Genomic DNA, 19,354 nt, shown 5'->3' with positions numbered 1-19,354 from the left:
TAACAGCATAGAAAGAAACGTCAGAACCCGTCGATGAGGAAGTCTATTGCAGCCTTTATCTGAGTGCGGTACTGCGACGCATCACAAAACACCGCCCCCAGAGCCTGGAGAGGGATACTTGCCAGCTCGTGAGTCATTACGGCGTATTCTTTGCCGTCCGTCAGCCTGACGACGGGGACAAGGCGATCCGGTCGGCGGCCTGCCGGATACTTTTCAATAGGCAGCAATGGGATCACTATCCGACGATTCAATTGCCCAATAATATCGCTCGTGACATCGAGCAACAGTGGGTAAACGACGCTTTTCCCGGTATTACCGTATACAGTGAATTGCATGGTTAAAACGTCCTGTATTCATCGCTGAAACAACCCTGCTCATCATGAAAACAATTGAGTGCTGCGAGAGCCTCCCTGTTTTCTTCCTGCCATTTTTTCGCTTCATGAGAGCGAAGCTCCGCATCCAATGCGGTTGACAGAGTAGCACTCAGGTTAATACCCGCCTCACGCGCTCTTACCAGTAAGGCACGCTCCACTGTCATGGTCACGCTCTGCGTGTTGCGTTGTTTCGCGGTCATGGTTTCTCTCCTGCATGAAATACGTGCGTATTACACGGAATAATACACTTATCATAACACCAAAAACAGGCTCTGCTACTGTTATAGTCCTGCAAACCTCACAGTCAGCCGCCATACCTGAGCCGTCGTTTACAGCAATCACCGCTGTACAAACGCCGTTTGCGAGATGCGCGGGCTCTTTGCCGCCCGCACCCGCAGCCTGAGAATTTTCCGGGCATTCGATGCCCGGAAAATTCTCAGGGAAATTTAAACATCTGTCACCTTCCCTGCCCCGATATAAGGTTAGAGCCGCACTCCTTTGCGACTTATCATATCCGACTCAAATCTTATCCATCAGATAACGATGCGCTTTTGAGGCGGCGCTGGCCGCTTTGAAAACATAGCGCTTATCGTTTTTCAGCGCCTGGAGCCATGAGGCAATATAGCTTTCATGCTGCACCTCTCCGACAATCCCCAAATCTGCCATCAGAAAAGCACTTCCCAGTTCCGCCACTAATTCCTCCTCCGCATAATCTGTACTGCCAAATTTCCCTTTCATTTCACGATTAAGGCGTTTTTTACCACCACTCCAGTGAACCAGCTCATGCAGGCCGGTAGCGTAAAAGTTAGCTGCATCAGCGAAAAGATGACGCTCGGGTAACCAAACCTCATCGGTTGAGGGTCTGAAAAAGGCATTTTGTCCTTTCTCAATGATGTTTGCGCCGCTCTTCTGGAACAGATTTTCAGCCTCCGGCAACGGGTCAAAGGTTGCTTCCGGGCTGACTGTTTCAGTTGTCAGAGGCAAGCCGTCAATTTGCTGAACGTTAAACACGTTGAAAGTTTTCAGCATCGGGATCTGGCCGATTTCTCCGTCTTCGTTTTCCTTCTCCAGGGTGGTGTAGAAAATGGCTGTCGTGCCGTGCTCGCCTTTGCGAACCTGCCCACCTACTGCCTGTGCTTGTTTGTAGGTCATCCAGCGTGAATCACCGAAACCCTGTTCTGATGCACTGCACCACAGCAGCATGATATTCATTCCGCTATACGCAATACCGGTTGCGAAGTTGGAAGGCAACCCAGACATGCCCGGCACTCGTTGCCACGGGCAAGACCACGGTTTTACGCCAGCTTCCAGCGCGGCGATGATGCTGTCGGTGACGGTCTGGTAAATATCGGTTTTGGTTTTAGAAAATTTCGTTTTTGAGGAGCCTGACTGCTCCAGCGGGGATACGCTGGTCGCCGCTGCGGTGTTAGGGGCGCTAGTCTGGGTATGCAGGAAAATAGTCATGTTTTTTCTCCGTCAGTGGTGTGAATTTCGTCTTCGTGTCGCCTGACGGTTCGTTTTCCCGGCATCGTTCCGGCACGCAAGGGCGCAGAATGCGTGCCATTTACCCTTGCGGGACGGGTTGTGTTGGGAAACGATTAACCGGAAGCTGATACGGGAACGGAAAACACACGGGAGAAAAAACTGCCCCTGCATAGCCGGGCGTAGCGCCCCTTGGTCTGCGGCGGTGAAATGGGTTTGGGGTTTGGGGTTTGGGGTTTGGGGTTTGGGGTTTGGGGTAGTAGGTAGTAGGTAGTAGGTAGTAGGTAGTAGGTAGTAGGTAGTAGGTAGTAGGTAGTAGGTAGTAGGTAGTAGGTAGTAGGTAGTAGGTAGTAGGTAGTAGGTAGTAGGTAGTAAGTAGTAGGTAGTATAAGGTAGTAGGTAGTAGGTAGTAGGTAGTAGGTAGTAGGTAGTAGGTAGTAGGTAGTAGGTAGTAGGTAGTAGGTAGTAATCTGCATCGTCATTTTTACTCGCAAACAGCTTGAACCAAGGTTCCTTGTGTAATAAAGCTAAATTTCCATAACTATCTGATTGCGCGATTGACTAAGTACATATCTTGAGTAACATTTGTACACGTTCATACAAGAGCAGTTACTATGAACTGAAGGCGCTAGCCTCGATGGGTCATCACCTGTTGCAGTTGAAAGCCAAGTGACTATCACATTCGGCATTCTCTCAGAGGCAAGAGAAGAAACGAGCTATCCGTTTAGTCCTGACTATGGCTAAATCAAATTCAGAGTCAGAGTCAGAGTCAGAGTCAGAGTCAGAGTCAAATGCAGTTTATTAACTACGAAAATCTTTTTTCATAGCATGAGGTTTTGTTTATGCACGTCGTTTACGGAGAAACTATTAACGATGTAATAATGAAGACTCTAGAAAAAGTACTTAATGAAGGCGTTCAAATATCGACAAGGAACGGGGATGCTGTGACTATCCATGACGTGAGTATGATCCTACGTAATCCGAGATCAAGGCATTTAAGTTTATCAGGCCGAAAAAACAACATATTCTCTACTTTTGCTGAGGCTATGTGGGTGCTCGCTGGCGATAACCGAATTAATCCATATCTAACCTTTTTTTTGCCAAGAGCACCTAAATATTCAGATGATGGGATCATTTGGCGAGCGGCATATGGAGAAAGACTCTACGCTCATGGACAACTCGAAAATGTTGTGCAACAATTCAAAAAAGAAGGAATATTTACTAGAAGAGCAGTCATTAGCTTATACATGCCTGACAGAGACACTAATAATAGCCTAATAAATTTATACAACTTAGAAAATAGTGTAGATATACCTTGTAATAATTTAATCCATTTTTTTATCACTCCAGATAAAAAATTAAACATTAAAATAACTCAAAGAAGTGGTGATCTAATATTTGGTGTAAGCAATATAAATATATTCGAATTTAGCTTACTTCAAGAAATAGTGCTTTTTATATTACAAAGAGAAGTTGACAGTCAGATTAAATTAGGATATTTACATCAATCAGTAACCAACCTACATATATATGAAGATAGAATGGAGCAAGCCAATGAGATTTTCAAAAGAAAAGAAAAACAAATAACAGGATTGATAAACGATGATGAAATATCATTCCCGCTAACATTACCTAGTATAAAATTATTATTCTGTGATATAGTTTCATTTCTTGAAAAAGAAATAACGGCTCCCCAACATAAAATAAACACAATAGAAGAGGAGGTAGAAAAACTAAAAAATATATTTCGTAAACATCTTGTAGAAACTGAAAAAAACTTACTATGGGGATATGCAGAAGCAGCTTTGTCATATATCTTTCAAGAAAGATTTAACAAATCAATAGCGTTAACAACCAACTTAAGCAATGATTTCAATTTAAGCGTAGATTCAAATCATTTTAATAAATCCAATAAGGAGCGTCTGTGAAAATTGCATTCATGGGCATATCGGGTAGTGGGAAAGATTTCCTCGCTAATTATCTGATATCCAATCAAAAATTTATTAGAGTATCATTTAGCGATCAACTAAAGAAATTGGCTAACTATATCTACCCCTGGATGAAAAAAGACTATAAGCCTGAAGAAAAAATGTCACCATTAAATATAACCTTACCTACCGGCGACTTAATTTCCCATTCACCAAGAGACATATGGCTAAGTTTAGACAAGCTAAGAGCAATCGAAGAAAAAATATTTATTAGAATGCTATCAGAAGAGTTGAAATTGTTAGAAGAGGACAAAGAGTCGAATAAAAACATAATAATTACTGACATAAGATCGAATGAAGAATTCGCGTGGTGCAAGAATAATAAGTTTATTATAGTTCATATCGAAAGAAAAAATAACAATTATAAAAAATATGAAATCGATAAGTATGTCACTGAGAATAAATCAAAATCAGACTATCATTTCGACAATAGCACGAACGGAATAGATAGCTTTAAAAAATTCTTCGAAAAGGTATTATTTAGTGAATAGCAAAAATGATCAGATTTTTTGTAATGTCAGAGAGATGAAGATTAAAACCGCTAAACCTATTTTAAATGAAACTGTTATAAGGGAATGGTTTTATCATCAGAGAGAAAGAACTTCCATATATTACAAAAAAGAAATATTGAATCTTCCACCTTATTGGACAGATGACGAAATATTGAGAAACTACAAATTTGTAAATACTAAAAGAGTCTGGGACAGAGAAACAAAATGGTTATTAAAAAATGTAATTAACAATAACCTCTTGAGTTATGAAAATAAAATTCTCAATTGCTTTTTATTTAGAGTAATAAATAAAAGTGATACATTAAATGAAATCAATGCTCCCTTAGATTTTTCAAAAATCACTATTAATGATATTAATGAAAAAATTAGAGAGAAAATAAATATTATTTCTAGAGAAAAACCAGATTATGTATTTTTTAGTGCAGCATATATTTTAGGTGGGCCAAAGTTTAACTTTGGAAAATTCCTAGAGAAAATAGAGAATATGACTGAAAAAAACATGATTATTAGAATGATAAAGTTTGTTTTTTACAACCAAGATAAGATAATTAATGGCGTACAATCTTCGGCAAATCAGCTCGAAGTATTTAAACATCTAAAATCATTTTCAGGCATTGGAGATTTCCTTGCTTACCAGATATTTGTAGATTTAACATACATAACAAAATTTCCTTTTACAGAGATGAATTTTGTTATTTCAGGCCCAGGGTGTGAAAGAGGTATAAATTGGATTTTTGCTGATAGGGACGGAATGAATAGTGAAGAGTGTTTGTTTTGGTTTACTATTAACCAAAATAACATTGCAGAAAAATATAGTGAGGAATGGGATGTAAATGATATATTCCATTTTCTACCTAAAGAACAAAGAGTTTATACCTTAATGGATATGGAAAACAGTGGTGCATGCGAGATAGATAAAAGATGTCGAACTAAGTTTAGTAATAAAAGACCAAAACAAAAATATCATTACCAAAGTAACAATTCAATATTAATTTAAAAATTGATAAAACTAAGTATTCAGAAGGATTTAAAAATGACTAAAGAAATTAAGAAAAATGTTTTTGTTAGCCATCACCACAAGGATGATGCTAGTGTTGATGGAGTTTCTCGTTTAGCTGCAGCAAAGGGTTATCAGCTACGTAATAGTTCTATCAGAATGAAACCTGAAAACCAGAAACGTGTTGATGAAAAAAAACTTAGTGATAGAACGATTGCACGTTTACTTAGAATGAAAATGAGATGGGCAGGTCAAGTTATAGTTGTTATCGGGAGAGAGACACATACCAGACCTTGGGTAAACTGGGAAATTCAAGTAGCTCATCAGCTTGGAAAACCAATAATCGGTGTATATGAGAATGGTTTAAAAGGAGATGTAAAATTACCAGAGAATCTCGAAAAATATGCAACATCTATCGTTGCCTGGAGAAGTGACGCCATTATCAATGCACTAGAAGGTAAAACATCCTTTGAAAAGCCTGATGGTACGGTTCGGGATAAAGTGCAAGGGGGAAATGTCGTATGCTGATTGAATCTAACTCTCATCTGTATGCCTATGCAATAACGCGAGACTTTGGTTTTGCACCTAATCCATTTCATGGCAGTTGTACCCTAGCAACATGCAAACCTGGAATTAGAAAGTCTGCTAAAGTAGGTGATTGGATACTAGGAGTTGGTGGCTCCAATTTAAAATCAGCTAAAAAAAAATGTATCCTATTAATGAAAGTTTCTGAGAAAATTAGTTTCAATGATTATTGGGAAGATTCTAGGTTCTCTATCAAAAAACCAGCGCGAAATGGTAGTCATGTACAGATGTTAGGAGATAATATCTACCATCAAAATGACAACAATGAGTGGATTCAAGAAGATTCTCATCATAGTAATGCTAATGGTTCATATAATATTACCAATCTTGAACGAGATACTAGCACTGACCAAGTGTTGATTTCAGACCACTTCTATTATTTCGGTCATAAAGCAGTTGAAGTAGATTTAGACTCAATTGAATATCATAAAATTAGAAATTATAAAAAGATCTCCTTAAATAACTCCACGTCTGCAATTGAACTTATAAAAAGGATAGAGCTTCATTTTCGCAGTGAAAAAAATCTAGTTATATCTGACCCATGTGATTTTTCTGATTTCTATAAACGCGTAGATCAGAAAACAGGAGAACTCTATTAGTAAGTATACATATTTTGGTTACATATATTTTTTGAGAGTACCAATTTTTCAACCATCAATTGGTACTCTCCCGGCATAAATCTATTTATCAATCAATAGATAAACTCAATATTTAATTCGGTAACTCAGAGCTTCGTGATATCTCGGACTTAATTCAATACTCTGAAAAATCAAACTTAAGATTTCTGCTAGATGCGTCCGGTTAAATTGTTCGACAAAGCCTATAGTGCCTAAATCAACAAACGAAGCGATCTATTTATGTGGGTAATACCTTGCCGATACAATAGAATTGGTAGGTATATTGGAAGTTAAAACCACTTTTTCAGCCACTTTTCTCTAATCGAAAAAAACCTCTCAAAATCATAGTGATAGCTTGATCCACATGCGGAGTCTGTGCAAGCACAAAATTTTCATCCTCAGTGAGGCCATTGTTCAGATCCTGAAAAGAAAAACCGACAAATTCTTCCCGACCAACCCAGTTGCGTTGCGACATTCCGTCAGATGCCACTATATTCAGTGACTCTGTGATATCTTTTGCACATCCACCAAAGCCCCCCATAATAAAAAGGGGCTGTTTGGCATGAAGTGATAATAAGGCCTCTTCTGCTATACCCGGCATTGCCCCCTTATACTTATCAACCCGCCCGCCGAGTATAATACGGGCGTGTGTGCCCTGTAACATAGCCTGTCGCATTGCTGTCAAACCTTTTGCCCAGTCGTCATCAGAAGGCATAGCTGCTGTGTAATGGGCCCGTTCTGCCATTGGCAACAACTCGCCATCCCGATTGAACAAAACAAGCTTTGCCATCCCGATCAGATCCGCACTGAACTTTTCCAAGTCACTGACATCTTTTTGCATATGCACCGGCCATGCAAGATAATTCAGTATACTGGGGCGTTCATCCCCCTCATCAGCATCCCTTCGATGGCGCGCTACTAACTCAAATAACAGTTCAGTAAAACCATTAACACGTAAATCTCCGCCATAAACAATCCTGGCTCCTAAGGCCAATAAATGACGCGCAATTTCTGTCATCGCGTCATATAAATGTTGTTCACTTAACCCCAGTACAGGCATATCTGGGCTATCTGATATAGATATTGCAATAACATGCTGACTAAGCATTTCACGATAAGTCATGATGTCCCCTCTGCCAGCCATTCGGTAAAACTTCTAAGCCTAATACCAGGCTTAATTTCTTCAAATAAACGCTCCTCTTCCGCGCTTAAAGGAGGATCAGGGTATACAATTGTAGGCTGCCCGACGTCGGGAAACTTTAAGCCAGCAAGTGAAATTAACTCCGGTGCACGCGGAACAAACTGTACTGCACTTTGCTCAGTATTAACCAATTGTATACGACAACGCCACAGAAAATCTTTCAGTACCTCATCAAGCAGGCGGGCAATAATGACATTAATCCGTTCATCCTGCCGGGGATCCATTCTCACTATGGGGACATTTCCCATATAAGGAAATCCCCTTTCATCCAGTTCGCTAATACAGTTGGCAACAACTAAAGGCACACTATTTCGTTTAGCTTCTATAATCTCTCGGCGACACCATTCACGCGAAGAATAAGAATCGGTATGTATGGCAACAACTGCGCTTTGCGCTAACTGTTTCAATAGCACCTTATGAAACCGAAGCCCGGCAGGGATGTCATGGACATCAAAGAATGAACTTAGCCCATGCCCACTATGTAATTGATCACGTATCAAACGAGCAATCCGCTCTCCATCTTCATCATGTTTAGAATGGCTAAGGAATATCTGAACTTTCCTGAGATAATTAAGCAACTCATCTTCATCTTTTTCTGGTTGTTTCAGATGTTCCAGGTAATGGCGCAGCATCCTGCAAAATTCGTATGTAAGCTCACTAATCAATCGTATATGAAGATTTGCAGTATTGCTGCTTCCATCCTGTATCCATTGATCCCAGCGTAATGCCTGCTCTTCCAGTCCAAGATTTAATCCTTCGGCTTCAATAGCAACGGGAAAAAGATGTGTACCCAGTCCAGCTATTTCTGACTGCGTGGATAGCTCCCGAAGGTAAATCCCCCATACAGGATCATTTGCCATACATGATTCTGCAAGTATGAGGACTGCGGTGGCCTCTGATTCTGAAAAATTAATCGGCAACGGCTTCCCCGTTCCAGGTAGAGACTCAGAACGAAAAATAACGCTTAACCCGGTTCCTCCAGCAACATTCTGATAGAGTTCTCGACGAAAGTGTCCACGCAATATTTCAGCCAGTTCAGCACCATCGGTGAAATCCGGATGCCAGATAATATAAACAACCAGAAATGGTTTTGCTAAATTTGGCTCATGCATATTATACATTCCTTAAGCGGCGTTCACGAGTATTTCTTATCAGAGTTTTACTACAACAATTGACTTGCTCTATATATCCCATAAACGATGAAATATTAGCTGTAATAATTAGCAAAAATTACTGACAGCGCAAATACTGACTCAATATTATCATTGACTCGACTGAACACATTTACTTGTCCAGAGTAATTCGATAACAATGTTGGCAACTGGACACAAATAAGTCTATGTTGTTTGTCAAGCGTCTTTTTAATTTTCCAGTCAATATCCCCCATGCTTAATTACCGACCAAGACACTAACATATGAAATCTTAGTGATATGATTTTCAAGAATACGCACATGACGTAGTCAATATCTTCACTGCCAAAACGACGCTCAAGAGAGTTATCCATTACAGATTCAAATTCATCATGTAATTTCTTTGAAAATTCATCATGGAAATATTTTACCGTCATGACAATAACTTAAAAACACCTTTCCTTTAATTTTCTTGGTATTACATATGTCTAATCCCTTAATCTAACTTGAGAGTAAAAATAACTTTATCACCATAATGAACTAGTTCTTATAGCAGAAACATCAGGGGGATTTCTCTTTGATGCTGGTTCCATAGCACTTCTTTTATCAAATGCTTGGTTAATATAAAATTCACAGTCACTTATAAAATCCGAATACTTAACAAGTGAGCAGTAAACATCAGTATCCTCGTAGTGAGGAACGACCTTTGAATACCTATGATTATTTTTAATTAACCAGGGAAGATAATGTTCATATCCCCATTCAATGGTTCTAATTCCAATGCCACAATTACATGAAGTATCATCACACACACCAGAGCTAAACACGCTAGAATATATCTCATCTCGAATTACACCGAGTAATCCAGCAGGATTGTCCCCCCATAAAGATGCCTGAATTTCTGAGTTAACGAAAGGTCTGTTGGCAGTTTCTGTCCCGATGAGTACTACTGTTACGGTAGAGTCACCAAGATAATCTTCCCGAATTTTCCTCATAATGTAATTATCACTAACATTAGTGCTGATATCTCCGTCACTCACAGACTTGTCAATAAACAACTCACCACCATATGTTTCAATGATTTCGTCCTTCAAATCCTGTTCGTTTGCATGATGATAACTCAGAAAAGTTTTATGCATTATCCCTCCCACTTAGCAATATCAATGTTAAACTTAACACTAATTTCCGTACAGAAAAACTTGTTAATATCTTCAAAGTCAGCCATCAATTGACTGAAATGATAGTAATGAGTCTGGATTATTCCAATTGGCGTTAAGTGATAAATTAAAGAAACACTTTCACCGGTAGAATCTTTATTTCCCGTCAGTACAGTATCGTTTGCTGAAATGTATTTATGCCAACGCCTATAATTATTCTGATGTTTGGTAAGAAGTTGATTTAGTTTTTTTAACATTTTATTAGATATACGATACAATTCCATATCTCTTTTTCGCTTTACATCCAGCACTCTTATTTCAACACGAATGAAATTATAAATATCATATAGAGAGTTAAAAACCTCTTCAAATGAGTCAGAATGTGGATCAATTTTGAATACACTTCTTTTAGTATCAAGAAAATTTCGAACAGATCTTTCATATAGCAAGTCAGAACTGTCAAATAAAATATTTAACCCACCGAAAGTTAATTTTTCTAACTTTAATGAGTATTTTTTCTCCATAACACCGAAGAACAAAAATATAGTAATCAATAATAATATTAGAATAGAAAGGAGTGCTTTTACAAGATCAAAATTTGATATAATGTTTTTGATAAACCACCATTGCGAGGCAGGCAAAAATGAGAAGCACCCCATCAAAATAATTGCAATTAAAATAATTCCAGCCAGTAACAATCCCCTAACCATAAGTGAATCCTTATGAAAAATTTCAATCACAGCGCATTTTTTATCAAAAAAGTTGAGATTATTAATATTTTATAACACTATCAATTAGTTAACGTCAACCATAATACAACTATTAGTTAATGTTCAAACACCACTATACTCTAATTAGGATTTATCCGAAATATTTGGGTGATGCCAGTTTCACTTTTCTCAACCCGACCAAATTTTAGATATATCTGGTGGACTGCAATAGGGTTTTCTTAGCACAAAGCAGTGGATATCTTCACCAGCTAGCTGTCTATTGCAATCCATATCGATAAGCAGAGTGATCCTACCCACCATATATGGACACAGCTCTAAGCGAAGTTCTGGTTTTCAAACTGTTCCGGGCTGAGACCGCCACATAGGCACTGTGGCGACGCCAGCGATTGTTATAGCACTCGATATAATTAAACTCCGTCGTTCGCATTATTACCTTACTGGCAAAGTGCTCTCCGTGGATACATTCCACTTTAAGCGAGTGGAAAAAACGCTCCACTAAGGCATTGTCGTAACAACATCCCTTTGCACTTATACTGCCACGGAGATTATCGTCCTTCAGCATGGCCTGACAATCTGCTGAACAATACTGACTGCCACGATCGGTATGAACAATGAGGATTTGGGGGCGTTTTCGCCGCCACAGTGCCATGTGGAGTGCATTACAGGCCAGTGCCGCCGTCATTCTCAATGACATCGACCAGCCGATAACGGTTCGCGACTACAGGTCAATGACCACGGCAAGATACAGCCAGCCTTCATCTGTACGTAAGTAAGTGATGTCTCCTGCCCATTTTGATTCGGTCCGCTGGCGATAAAATCGTGTTTCAGCAGATTTTCAGACACAGGTAGCCCGTACTCCCTATAGCTGACCGGACTGAACTTCCGGGCGGCTTTTGCCCGTAGCCCCAGATGGCGCAGACTGGCAGCAATGGTTTTCGCTTTATAGTCCGTGTAACTCATCAGACAGCCGCGGGGCACCGTACCGCTGTTTGCGTGATGGAATGCCTTGCTGACGGCATCATCGCAGATAAGCCGGAACTGCTGACGCAAGTTGACCTGATGACGGCGACACCGCCAGACATACCAGCCGTTGCGGGCGACCCGCATTACCCGACACATGGCTTTGATGCTGAACACTACACGGTGTTTTTCGATAAAGACAAACTTCATTTCAGGCGCTTCGCAAAGTATGTCGCGACCTTTTGGAGAATGGCCAGTTCCTCATCCCGCTCAGCCAACTGCCGCTTAAGGCGGGCATTCTCTCCGGCCAGTTCGCTTTCGCGCTCTGAAGATGTCATTTGCTGTTGTTGTTTACTGCGCCATGCATAAAGTTGTGATTCATAAAGACTGTGTTCTCGAGCAGCGGCCGATACGCTCTGCCAATTTCAGGGCTTCATGGCGAAACTCCGGTGGATGCTGTTTCGGGGGCTTCTTGCTTGTTGGTACGGACTTTGTCATGCGAGTCACCTCTGGTAGAGAGTTTACTCACTTAGTCGCGTGTCCACTATTAGCGGGTAAGATCAGGATCAAACAAGACCTCTCTGCCGGTTTCTTCTATAACGTGACATCAAACAGAACATATCGGCCAAAGTTTCGTTAGATACTCAGCATACCGTTGGTAGCTCTGCTGGGTTTAGCGTTGACTGGTAATGACTAACAGCCTATAAAGTAGCCCCTTTTCTGGAGAAAAGGGGATTTTGTCATATTCGACTTGCCTGGTGAACGAAAAATGACAGAATGAACGAGAGAAATTAATTTCAAAAACTGGTGATTTTCATGAGAAAAAACAAAGTTTGTGCATTCTGCGAAATCAAAACAGACTTTACAAGAGAACATATTTTCCCTTCTGGAATAATTGATTTTTTCCAGGTTGACTTGTTAACTATAAGTGATAAAAACGATTCTTTTTTTCAAAGGAGACCTTGTTATTAAAGATGTTTGTACCACATGTAACAATGAAGTATTATCTCAACTTGATTGTTAATTTGTAAAACTTTTCAAAGAATATATGGGAGCGCCATTAAAGCCAGGTGATAGTATAACATTTGAATACGATTACAATCCCTTATTGCGTGAACTACTTAAGATATCATATAACTCCGCACGCGCCTCAAAAAATGGATATGAAGCAGTGGCAGCCTTGAAGAGATTTTATTCATATATAATCCATGACAATAGAAAGCCACCAGGTGTTATTATATCACTTCAATTGGTTACATCAGCAAATAGAATCAACATTGAAAAAACAGTCTAATTGAGCCTTTGGAACCCTATTTTTTAAGAAGCACCTCAATTGATAGATTAAACCTTAGCACAAATAATTATATAGTCAGAATGGTGGCGTTTAATAGCTTTTTGTTTTACTTGTTAATACCTAAAAGGGCTGTCAATTCAAAAAATAAGGAAAAGTTCTGGGACGAATTCAAGAAAAAAATCATTTGCATGGTGTGTTATTAAAAGAAAATAAATCTATAATTAGCATTCCTAAAGAGAAAATAACTTATTTGCATCCAACGTTGATTGAAGGGATGATGAGAAAATAAAAATAAAAGGTGATTTTATATTAACAAACATAAACTCATGAACAAAACGTAAAAATTACAATAAACCCTATAACTTAAATTAAATGGCTTGAGTCCGACTGAATGCCTGCCTCAAGTACAGATAATCGCCAAATATATTACTATCACAACCTTGAGGATCAGTTCAAGAATTAGGGACAGACTCCTTTGCACTTAATATTACCATTGCAAGCTGTTCAGCTATATATTCAATACTCTGTGAAGAAGAGTTCAACGCAACCTTATCAGCGAGTGCAGGGCTAAAATTAATAACTTCATCTTTCGTAATATTGTGCCAAACAGGCAAGATCATTTTATGACCATTCATCTCTTTAGCGACCATCGAGTCAAACTCATATTGCGTCCAGTGCTTTGAGCAGAAAGCAGATGATAGAATAACTGTTCCGAATCTCGAATTAACCAACCCTTGATCGATGCTTTTTCTTAAGCTATCCCCAACCTTCAACGTAAACTCGTCATACCAGACTTTAACCCCTAAAGATTCTAGCGCCTTGGCGAGCGGGCGAACAAATTTATCTTTATCTTCTGAAGCATGGGAGATAAATAAATCATACTTTATGGCATTCTGCAAAGTCATCATATCTTTCACTGAAATAGTTGAATTAGAGGTTTTATTGATTTCTACTTGAGAGTGACGTTGATTTGACGATTTATACTTTTTTAATATATTTATCAAGCCGATAAATAGTTTATACGCATATGGACGAATGAAAACATTCCGTACTAAAACAATAATCTCTTGATCATTTGATAAGCGAACACCAATATATCTACTTTCTTCGTACTCCTCAATTACATCTAGATTTCGCAAATCATCATGGGAGATAAAAACTACCGACGAACCAGGTCTGATTGAATAAACTCCATAGTTGGTTATGCAAAAAAAATAGTCCTTGCAGTTATGCCCATCTAACCAAGATACACTAAGAATGTCTTCATTAGCGGCAAAATTACCCTTAAAACGTATAAGTCGACGTTGCTCCTCGCTAATGCTTGCACCAAGCTCATAGTTAATTGTAACAGCTCCAGGCTTACGTCGTTCTATTGGCGCGGATGAGAAATAAATCGGCTCGGTGATACATACCAAAAACGAGTTCAGTTTTTCCACTATAGAGTCGTCAAGAGCTGTAGAACTCTCTACTCTGCACCCAGCCTTTTTGGTAGCAATCACGAACTCATTTAGTTTTTCGCCGAAGGCCGCAAGAGGCAGAACTTCAGAGTTACTGAATTTAGCCACAGGCAGATCATTTACAATAAGATTCTTGTTATCAATATGTATCTGATTCACTAAGGTAAGAGAGATAATATGGCCGCCAAGCCTTTTGCTAAGAATAATATCATCATTTGTAATAATCATCCCTTCCTTACCGCTACCCCAGATACTTTCATCAAGCAGAGCTACGACAGTGCTCATCCCTACGTTAGGGGCATATCCTTGAATTGCGTTGAACAGTTTATTTTTAGGTATGTTTGGCTTGAAATACAGCGACGTCACCTGAATTTCTGGCAGCACAGAATTTCTAAGAAAATCCTCAAGTCTCACTACATCTGCCCCTAATATCAAATAAATACTCAGATAACGGTTACCCGATCGAAGTGCCTATTATAGACTCAATGTATTGAGTATTAAACTTTTATCAAGTTACAACACTATTGACCGTAGTGTTCGAAACGTCGATAACATCGTTTTCTTATCCTGGTCAGAGGTCAAAGTAAACGCTGGTTATCCACAGGGTGCCTGAAATAGTCGGCCCATCGACCTAGGAAGTACAAAAAGCACCGCTATTACCCTCCATTGGGGATAAAATTCTACGCCTAGGTCGTTGCATCAACATGCCAACAGGACTTAGTCATTCATCGGATAAAGACATGGTAAAACGAATTTTTGCTAGCCTAAAAAAGCAAGGATTCAGAGCAACAGAAGACGAGATCAGGCAGTTCGCAGTCAATAATGGCAGGGGTCCCGTCAGAGCGAAAGAGTTAGCTAGTTTTGCAAAGAAATATATAGGGTAGTGAAGATTAAAATGTTAACTCGTTGTATGTTCAGACCGAGCAAAATTGGTGGTCATTCTGGTGGTCTTGACAGAAACCCCCTCCTCGTTTAGCTTATTTATTAGCCAACTACAGGCAAAGGCGATCCCAGTCAGAGGAGCCAAATTCAAAAAAGCAGATGTCCTCGGGCGTCTGCTTTTTGCTTTAGATTCAAGAAAATAACGCAAGAACCCTTCCTGATGCGTGTGCGTTTTCCCCGCTGTGTCGGCAGAATGTGGTGGTCAAATTTGAGGTCAGATTGGTTCGATAATGGAGTGACCCCCAAATGGCTCTTAACGATCTAAAGACCCGCAACGTAAAGCCTCCCGTTACCCTGATAAAACTGTCCGATTTGCATGGTCTGTAGATTGCCCCGATCCCCTTCTCTAACACAGATAGCCTCCTCGCCAGCTAAAACATACCGCACACAGACACTCGCTATAAATGCATCAGCGCCATCACCGGTAAATTAGCTATTCCTGCATATCAATAAAATTTCAATTTTTAATAATGAAACTACCGACAGCATGCTATTTTGTTGACACCTTTATTGTTGATACCACAACGTTTTAACGTGAAGATGATCAATGGAATGCAGAATTTGAACGTAGCAGATTTAGTTTTCTGAAGGGAGGGAGAATAACATAGCGTCACGCGTAGAGAGCGATAGCCCCTGTTCTCGACACGTATTCTCGCTTGATAAGCGATTACTGATGTAGTTACGCCAACTCCTCTGCTGTCCTCATTTTCATTACATCCGCATCATCCACGTCGTTTACCAGTGATATCGTCTGTTGTCTGGCCATGTAACCCGCCAGCAAAAGCGTCACCAGTCTGCCCATCAACTCCGCCAGATCGCGCTGCGCTTGTTGGCTCATAGTGGGGCATCTTTCCAACCAGATACCATAATTATCTTTTTCTAACGAACAGGAGGGCGAATAGTCAGGATCCCCTCATTCAATTACATCATATTAATCCATGCCTTGCGCGCGTCGAAGGAAGGTGATATTCGTTACTGCGAAATTAGATTTCACTTACGATGAGATAGTTACATTAACTCAGGGAAGATATGTCACATCATACAGATCGTCTGGAACAATCGCTTTGGTGCTTCGGGTTGCCCGTGCTCTGGTACAGTATTTCAATCTTTACCGGGGTCTGGCTATATCGCGGTGTATCGATTAATCCTGCCTATTCGTTAGCTTTTTTTTCATTTCTGGCTTTTATTATCATTGTGCCATTCTGGTTTAGGTATACAAAACGGTATGGGTTACTGCCTCTCGGGCTTTTTTCCTCCCATTTGATGCTTAAACTCGCCTTTGTTCTGCTGCTCATTTTGATGCTGACAAGCATGATGATGCCCAGTGAAGAGCGTTGGGTACAGCAGATGGCTGATTTTTCGAAACAAGGATGGCTGAGCGTTGTGTTGGCGATGATCCTTTTCAGCCCAATCATTGAAGAGATCGTTTTCCGAGGTTTTTTGCTGCAAGGGCTTCTTACGTGGTTGCCTAACAATAGGCTGGCGTGTTGTATTCTTGTGTCGTTGCTCTTTGCCGCTGCGCATACACAATATACATCCACGGTAACGCTGACTGAGTTAATCACAATATCATTGCTGCTGTGTTACGCGCGTCTGACCAGCAAAGGGCTGCTGATGCCAATATTGACACATATGCTGACCAATTCAGCCGTTTTGCTATTCTGGTATGTCTCCACAGTCTGATGTAATTTAAGGCTTGGATATGATACTTAATGGTCGTGCGGATTTATTTAGCATGCAGTGATGAATTTCCACGCCTCGCACAGGGCTGGTATTGCAGCCCTGATAAACGCAGAGTTCAACAGACTCGGATATCTCCAGCACCTCGCCTACAGATCACTTTAACAGCAACCGCACTCCCAGCCAGGCCATTATTCCCCCGCTTAATTTGTCGATGAGCTTACGGTACTTAATGTACGCCTGACGGGGTCTATCAGTTGATAATAAAAATGCGACGAATGCATACCAGAGCATATCAATAGTAAACGCCATTACGGGCAAGACGATATACATGGCGGGTTGGATATTCGTGGTGAGCGCGGCGGAGAAAATACTGGCAAATACCAGAGCCGTATGGGGATTACTGATTTGTGTAATGATGCCTGTTGCAAAGGCTTTTAACGCGCTCATTTCGCCTATACCGGTTGGGTTGATAAGCGGCTTTGAGGGACTACGAAACATTTTCAACGCCAGCCATAAAAGATAACAACCGCCAGCAATTTTCAGACCGGTGTAAAGCGATGGAATCAGCGTCAGCAGAGCATGCAGGCCCGCTAACGCGATAACAGCAAAGACAAGAGCACCAAGGCCCATACCCGCTGCCACGGACAGTGCCGCATGCCGTGAACTGGACATGGCCGTACGGGCAACGAGAAGGAAACTGGCCCCTGGACTCATTGCACCAAAAAGGATTGCGATCCCAATAGCAGAGAGTGCAATCAAATCATCTGTCATAAATTTCCCCCACGCATACTATACGTTTAGTCAGTCTGCCCAGTGCGTGAACAGCACACCTCATGACCTGCTTCCCATAAATTAACATAGTGCGATGTTAGCAACGACCACTTCTGGCATTGCGCCGCCCGTTAGCGGGATTCCAGGGCTGATAAGAGCAAGAAACAGACACCGGATATGATGATATTCATGGCTGAGGGCCATTAATATTGCCCGCGGCAATTCATTTCAACGCAGCCGCGTTAGCCCTCATCCAATCAGCCAATGAGTCTAATGTCGGACGCAATGATTTCCCCAACTCGGTTATTTGGTACTCAACTCTTGGGGGAACTTCAGCGAACACTTTTCTGGTGACTAACCCGCGGGCCTCAAACTGCCGTAGTTGGCGAGTAAGTTCTTTTTGAGTGATAGGCTCTACAGCCCGCAGCAAATCGCTGAAACGAACAGGCTTATTTAATGAAATCAGACGATAAAGGATTGGGATCGCCCACTTACCCGCAATCAGACTCACAAAACTTACCATCGGGCATCCTGCATCCGCCTCAGTTAAGGGCAAAATATTTTGTGTCATAGCATCCCCCGCCTCACGTCAAAGCATCCCATGTGGTTCTTTAGTATCCAAATGGTGCCTACTTCCCAAAGGATACTAAAGGATAAATAATTACGCCACGAATAAAACATGAGGTGAAACGATGGGCAGACTTGATGGTAAATATGCACTGATTACGGGTGGCAACAGCGGTATTGGTTTAGAAACTGCGCGCCAGTTTCTGGCAGAGGGAGCAAAGGTAGCAATCACAGGTCGTAGCGAACAAAAACTTTTGGAGATAAAAAAAGAGTACGGAGACATCACCACTTTTCTAAGCGATGCCGGAGATATCTCCCAACAAATCAGCCTGGCCGCAGCGTTACAGGAACAATGGCCAAGACTTGATATTTTGTATATAAATGCAGGGGATGTGACACACAAACCGCTGGAGAATTGGGATGAGCAAGCATACGATCGTTTGATGAACACGAATCTTAAAGGCCCCTTTTTCCTCATTAAGGCGCTGCTTCCAATGCTTTCTAATCCCTCTTCCGTCATTGTTTGTGGCTCAGTGAGCGCACGGATTGGTCTTCCACAAAGTAGTGCTTACGCTGCAAGTAAAGCCGCTCTTCTTTCCCTGGCTCGAACACTTTCTGCGGAGCTTCACCCCCGTGGAATTCGGGTAAATGGCTTAAGTCCGGGGCCTACTGAAACACCAGCATTGAACAAACTGAGTGGCGGAGCAAATGAAGATAAGCTTCGAGAAGAGATTCGAGCTCTGGTACCTATCGGTCGTTTAGGAACGCCGTATGAATTAGCTAAAGCGGCAGTTTTTCTTGCTTCTGATGAATCTTCATTCGTCGTTGGCACAGAACTGCTGGTTGATGGCGGGGTTGGTAATCTTTAGCTGAGTAACATGCCCGTAGGACTATGTGTCATTTAT

18 protein-coding genes and 1 pseudogene are annotated in these 19,354 nt (G+C 40.9%); 7 read left to right on the top strand and 12 right to left on the bottom strand.

All coding sequences use genetic code 11. The features are described 5' to 3' along the window. Positions 1 to 20: 20 nt before the first annotated feature. The 3 genes from J5069_RS00835 to J5069_RS00825 all read right to left on the bottom strand — a co-directional run bounded on the left by J5069_RS00835 (position 21) and on the right by J5069_RS00825 (position 1,838). On the bottom strand, positions 21 to 335 hold the full coding sequence (locus tag J5069_RS00835; protein ID WP_039535807.1) for a CcdB family protein: 315 nt from the start codon (positions 333 to 335) through the stop codon (positions 21 to 23). A gap of 2 nt (positions 336 to 337) precedes the next feature. Then, positions 338 to 574, bottom strand: coding sequence for a type II toxin-antitoxin system CcdA family antitoxin (locus J5069_RS00830; protein ID WP_264642079.1), 237 nt, complete (start codon positions 572 to 574; stop codon positions 338 to 340). A 319-nt stretch (positions 575 to 893) separates the two neighbouring features. Beyond that, the gene (locus J5069_RS00825; RefSeq protein ID WP_264642078.1) at positions 894 to 1,838 is read right to left on the bottom strand and encodes an ArdC family protein; all 945 of its coding nucleotides are present in this window, start codon (positions 1,836 to 1,838) and stop codon (positions 894 to 896) included. Between the two features lie 899 nt (positions 1,839 to 2,737). Between J5069_RS00825 and J5069_RS00820 the strand changes: the two genes are divergently transcribed. From J5069_RS00820 to J5069_RS00800, 5 genes are read left to right on the top strand one after another with little or no spacing between them, the layout of a single operon-like run. Further along, positions 2,738 to 3,784 carry a thymidylate synthase gene (locus tag J5069_RS00820; RefSeq protein WP_264642077.1) on the top strand — a complete coding sequence of 349 codons (1,047 nt, stop codon included), beginning with the start codon at positions 2,738 to 2,740 and terminating at the stop codon, positions 3,782 to 3,784. Further along, positions 3,781 to 4,335 carry an adenylate kinase gene (locus J5069_RS00815; protein WP_264642076.1) on the top strand — a complete coding sequence of 185 codons (555 nt, stop codon included), beginning with the start codon at positions 3,781 to 3,783 and terminating at the stop codon, positions 4,333 to 4,335. Before J5069_RS00820 ends, J5069_RS00815 begins: the two co-directional genes overlap by 4 nt. After that, positions 4,328 to 5,353: a nucleotide kinase domain-containing protein gene (locus J5069_RS00810; protein ID WP_264642075.1), complete on the top strand. Its 1,026-nt coding sequence runs from the start codon at positions 4,328 to 4,330 to the stop codon at positions 5,351 to 5,353. Before J5069_RS00815 ends, J5069_RS00810 begins: the two co-directional genes overlap by 8 nt. A 36-nt stretch (positions 5,354 to 5,389) precedes the next feature. Next, on the top strand, positions 5,390 to 5,881 hold the full coding sequence (locus tag J5069_RS00805) for a TIR domain-containing protein (RefSeq protein ID WP_264642074.1): 492 nt from the start codon (positions 5,390 to 5,392) through the stop codon (positions 5,879 to 5,881). Beyond that, positions 5,875 to 6,537, top strand: a complete 663-nt coding sequence (locus tag J5069_RS00800; protein WP_264642073.1) for a hypothetical protein — start codon at positions 5,875 to 5,877, stop codon at positions 6,535 to 6,537. Before J5069_RS00805 ends, J5069_RS00800 begins: the two co-directional genes overlap by 7 nt. A 322-nt stretch (positions 6,538 to 6,859) precedes the next feature. Here the strand turns inward: J5069_RS00800 and J5069_RS00795 are convergent, their stop codons facing one another. The 7 genes and pseudogenes from J5069_RS00795 to J5069_RS00765 form a co-directional block, all read right to left on the bottom strand. After that, positions 6,860 to 7,678 (bottom strand): hypothetical protein, encoded by an 819-nt coding sequence (locus J5069_RS00795; RefSeq protein ID WP_264642072.1) that lies wholly within the window; start codon positions 7,676 to 7,678, stop codon positions 6,860 to 6,862. Beyond that, a complete protein-coding gene (locus J5069_RS00790; RefSeq protein ID WP_264642071.1) occupies positions 7,675 to 8,868 on the bottom strand; it encodes a toll/interleukin-1 receptor domain-containing protein in 1,194 nt (397 codons plus the stop codon). The genes J5069_RS00795 and J5069_RS00790 overlap by 4 nt, the downstream gene beginning before the upstream one ends. Before the next feature lie 546 nt (positions 8,869 to 9,414). Next, entirely contained in the window at positions 9,415 to 10,026 is a 612-nt protein-coding gene (locus tag J5069_RS00785; protein ID WP_264642070.1) for a TIR domain-containing protein, read from the bottom strand. Then, positions 10,026 to 10,754, bottom strand: a complete 729-nt coding sequence (locus J5069_RS00780; RefSeq protein ID WP_138255513.1) for a hypothetical protein — start codon at positions 10,752 to 10,754, stop codon at positions 10,026 to 10,028. Before J5069_RS00780 ends, J5069_RS00785 begins: the two co-directional genes overlap by 1 nt. A gap of 335 nt (positions 10,755 to 11,089) precedes the next feature. Then, a pseudogene (locus tag J5069_RS00775) lies at positions 11,090 to 12,233 on the bottom strand (IS3 family transposase). A gap of 1,248 nt (positions 12,234 to 13,481) precedes the next feature. Continuing rightward, complete coding sequence (locus J5069_RS00770; RefSeq protein ID WP_264642069.1) at positions 13,482 to 14,900, bottom strand: toll/interleukin-1 receptor domain-containing protein; 1,419 nt, start codon at positions 14,898 to 14,900, stop codon at positions 13,482 to 13,484. Positions 14,901 to 16,107: 1,207 nt separating this feature from the next. Next, positions 16,108 to 16,266: a hypothetical protein gene (locus J5069_RS00765; RefSeq protein WP_264642068.1), complete on the bottom strand. Its 159-nt coding sequence runs from the start codon at positions 16,264 to 16,266 to the stop codon at positions 16,108 to 16,110. Between the two features lie 191 nt (positions 16,267 to 16,457). Here J5069_RS00765 and J5069_RS00760 point away from each other — a divergent pair, with 191 nt between their 5' ends. After that, positions 16,458 to 17,111, top strand: coding sequence for a CPBP family intramembrane glutamic endopeptidase (locus tag J5069_RS00760; RefSeq protein ID WP_264642067.1), 654 nt, complete (start codon positions 16,458 to 16,460; stop codon positions 17,109 to 17,111). Positions 17,112 to 17,264: 153 nt separating this feature from the next. Here the strand turns inward: J5069_RS00760 and J5069_RS00755 are convergent, their stop codons facing one another. Next, on the bottom strand, positions 17,265 to 17,882 hold the full coding sequence (locus J5069_RS00755) for a LysE family translocator (RefSeq protein ID WP_264642066.1): 618 nt from the start codon (positions 17,880 to 17,882) through the stop codon (positions 17,265 to 17,267). A 223-nt stretch (positions 17,883 to 18,105) separates the two neighbouring features. Further along, complete coding sequence (locus J5069_RS00750) at positions 18,106 to 18,453, bottom strand: winged helix-turn-helix transcriptional regulator (RefSeq protein WP_264642065.1); 348 nt, start codon at positions 18,451 to 18,453, stop codon at positions 18,106 to 18,108. A 121-nt stretch (positions 18,454 to 18,574) separates the two neighbouring features. Here J5069_RS00750 and J5069_RS00745 point away from each other — a divergent pair, with 121 nt between their 5' ends. Next, positions 18,575 to 19,318 carry an SDR family oxidoreductase gene (locus J5069_RS00745; RefSeq protein ID WP_264642064.1) on the top strand — a complete coding sequence of 248 codons (744 nt, stop codon included), beginning with the start codon at positions 18,575 to 18,577 and terminating at the stop codon, positions 19,316 to 19,318. Positions 19,319 to 19,354: the final 36 nt, after the last annotated feature.

Source organism: Candidatus Symbiopectobacterium sp. NZEC127 (genome assembly GCF_025962675.1).
Classification (GTDB): Bacteria; Pseudomonadota; Gammaproteobacteria; order Enterobacterales; family Enterobacteriaceae; genus Symbiopectobacterium.
Note: the sequence above shows the minus strand (reverse complement) of the source record. Positions and strands in the feature narration are given on the sequence as shown.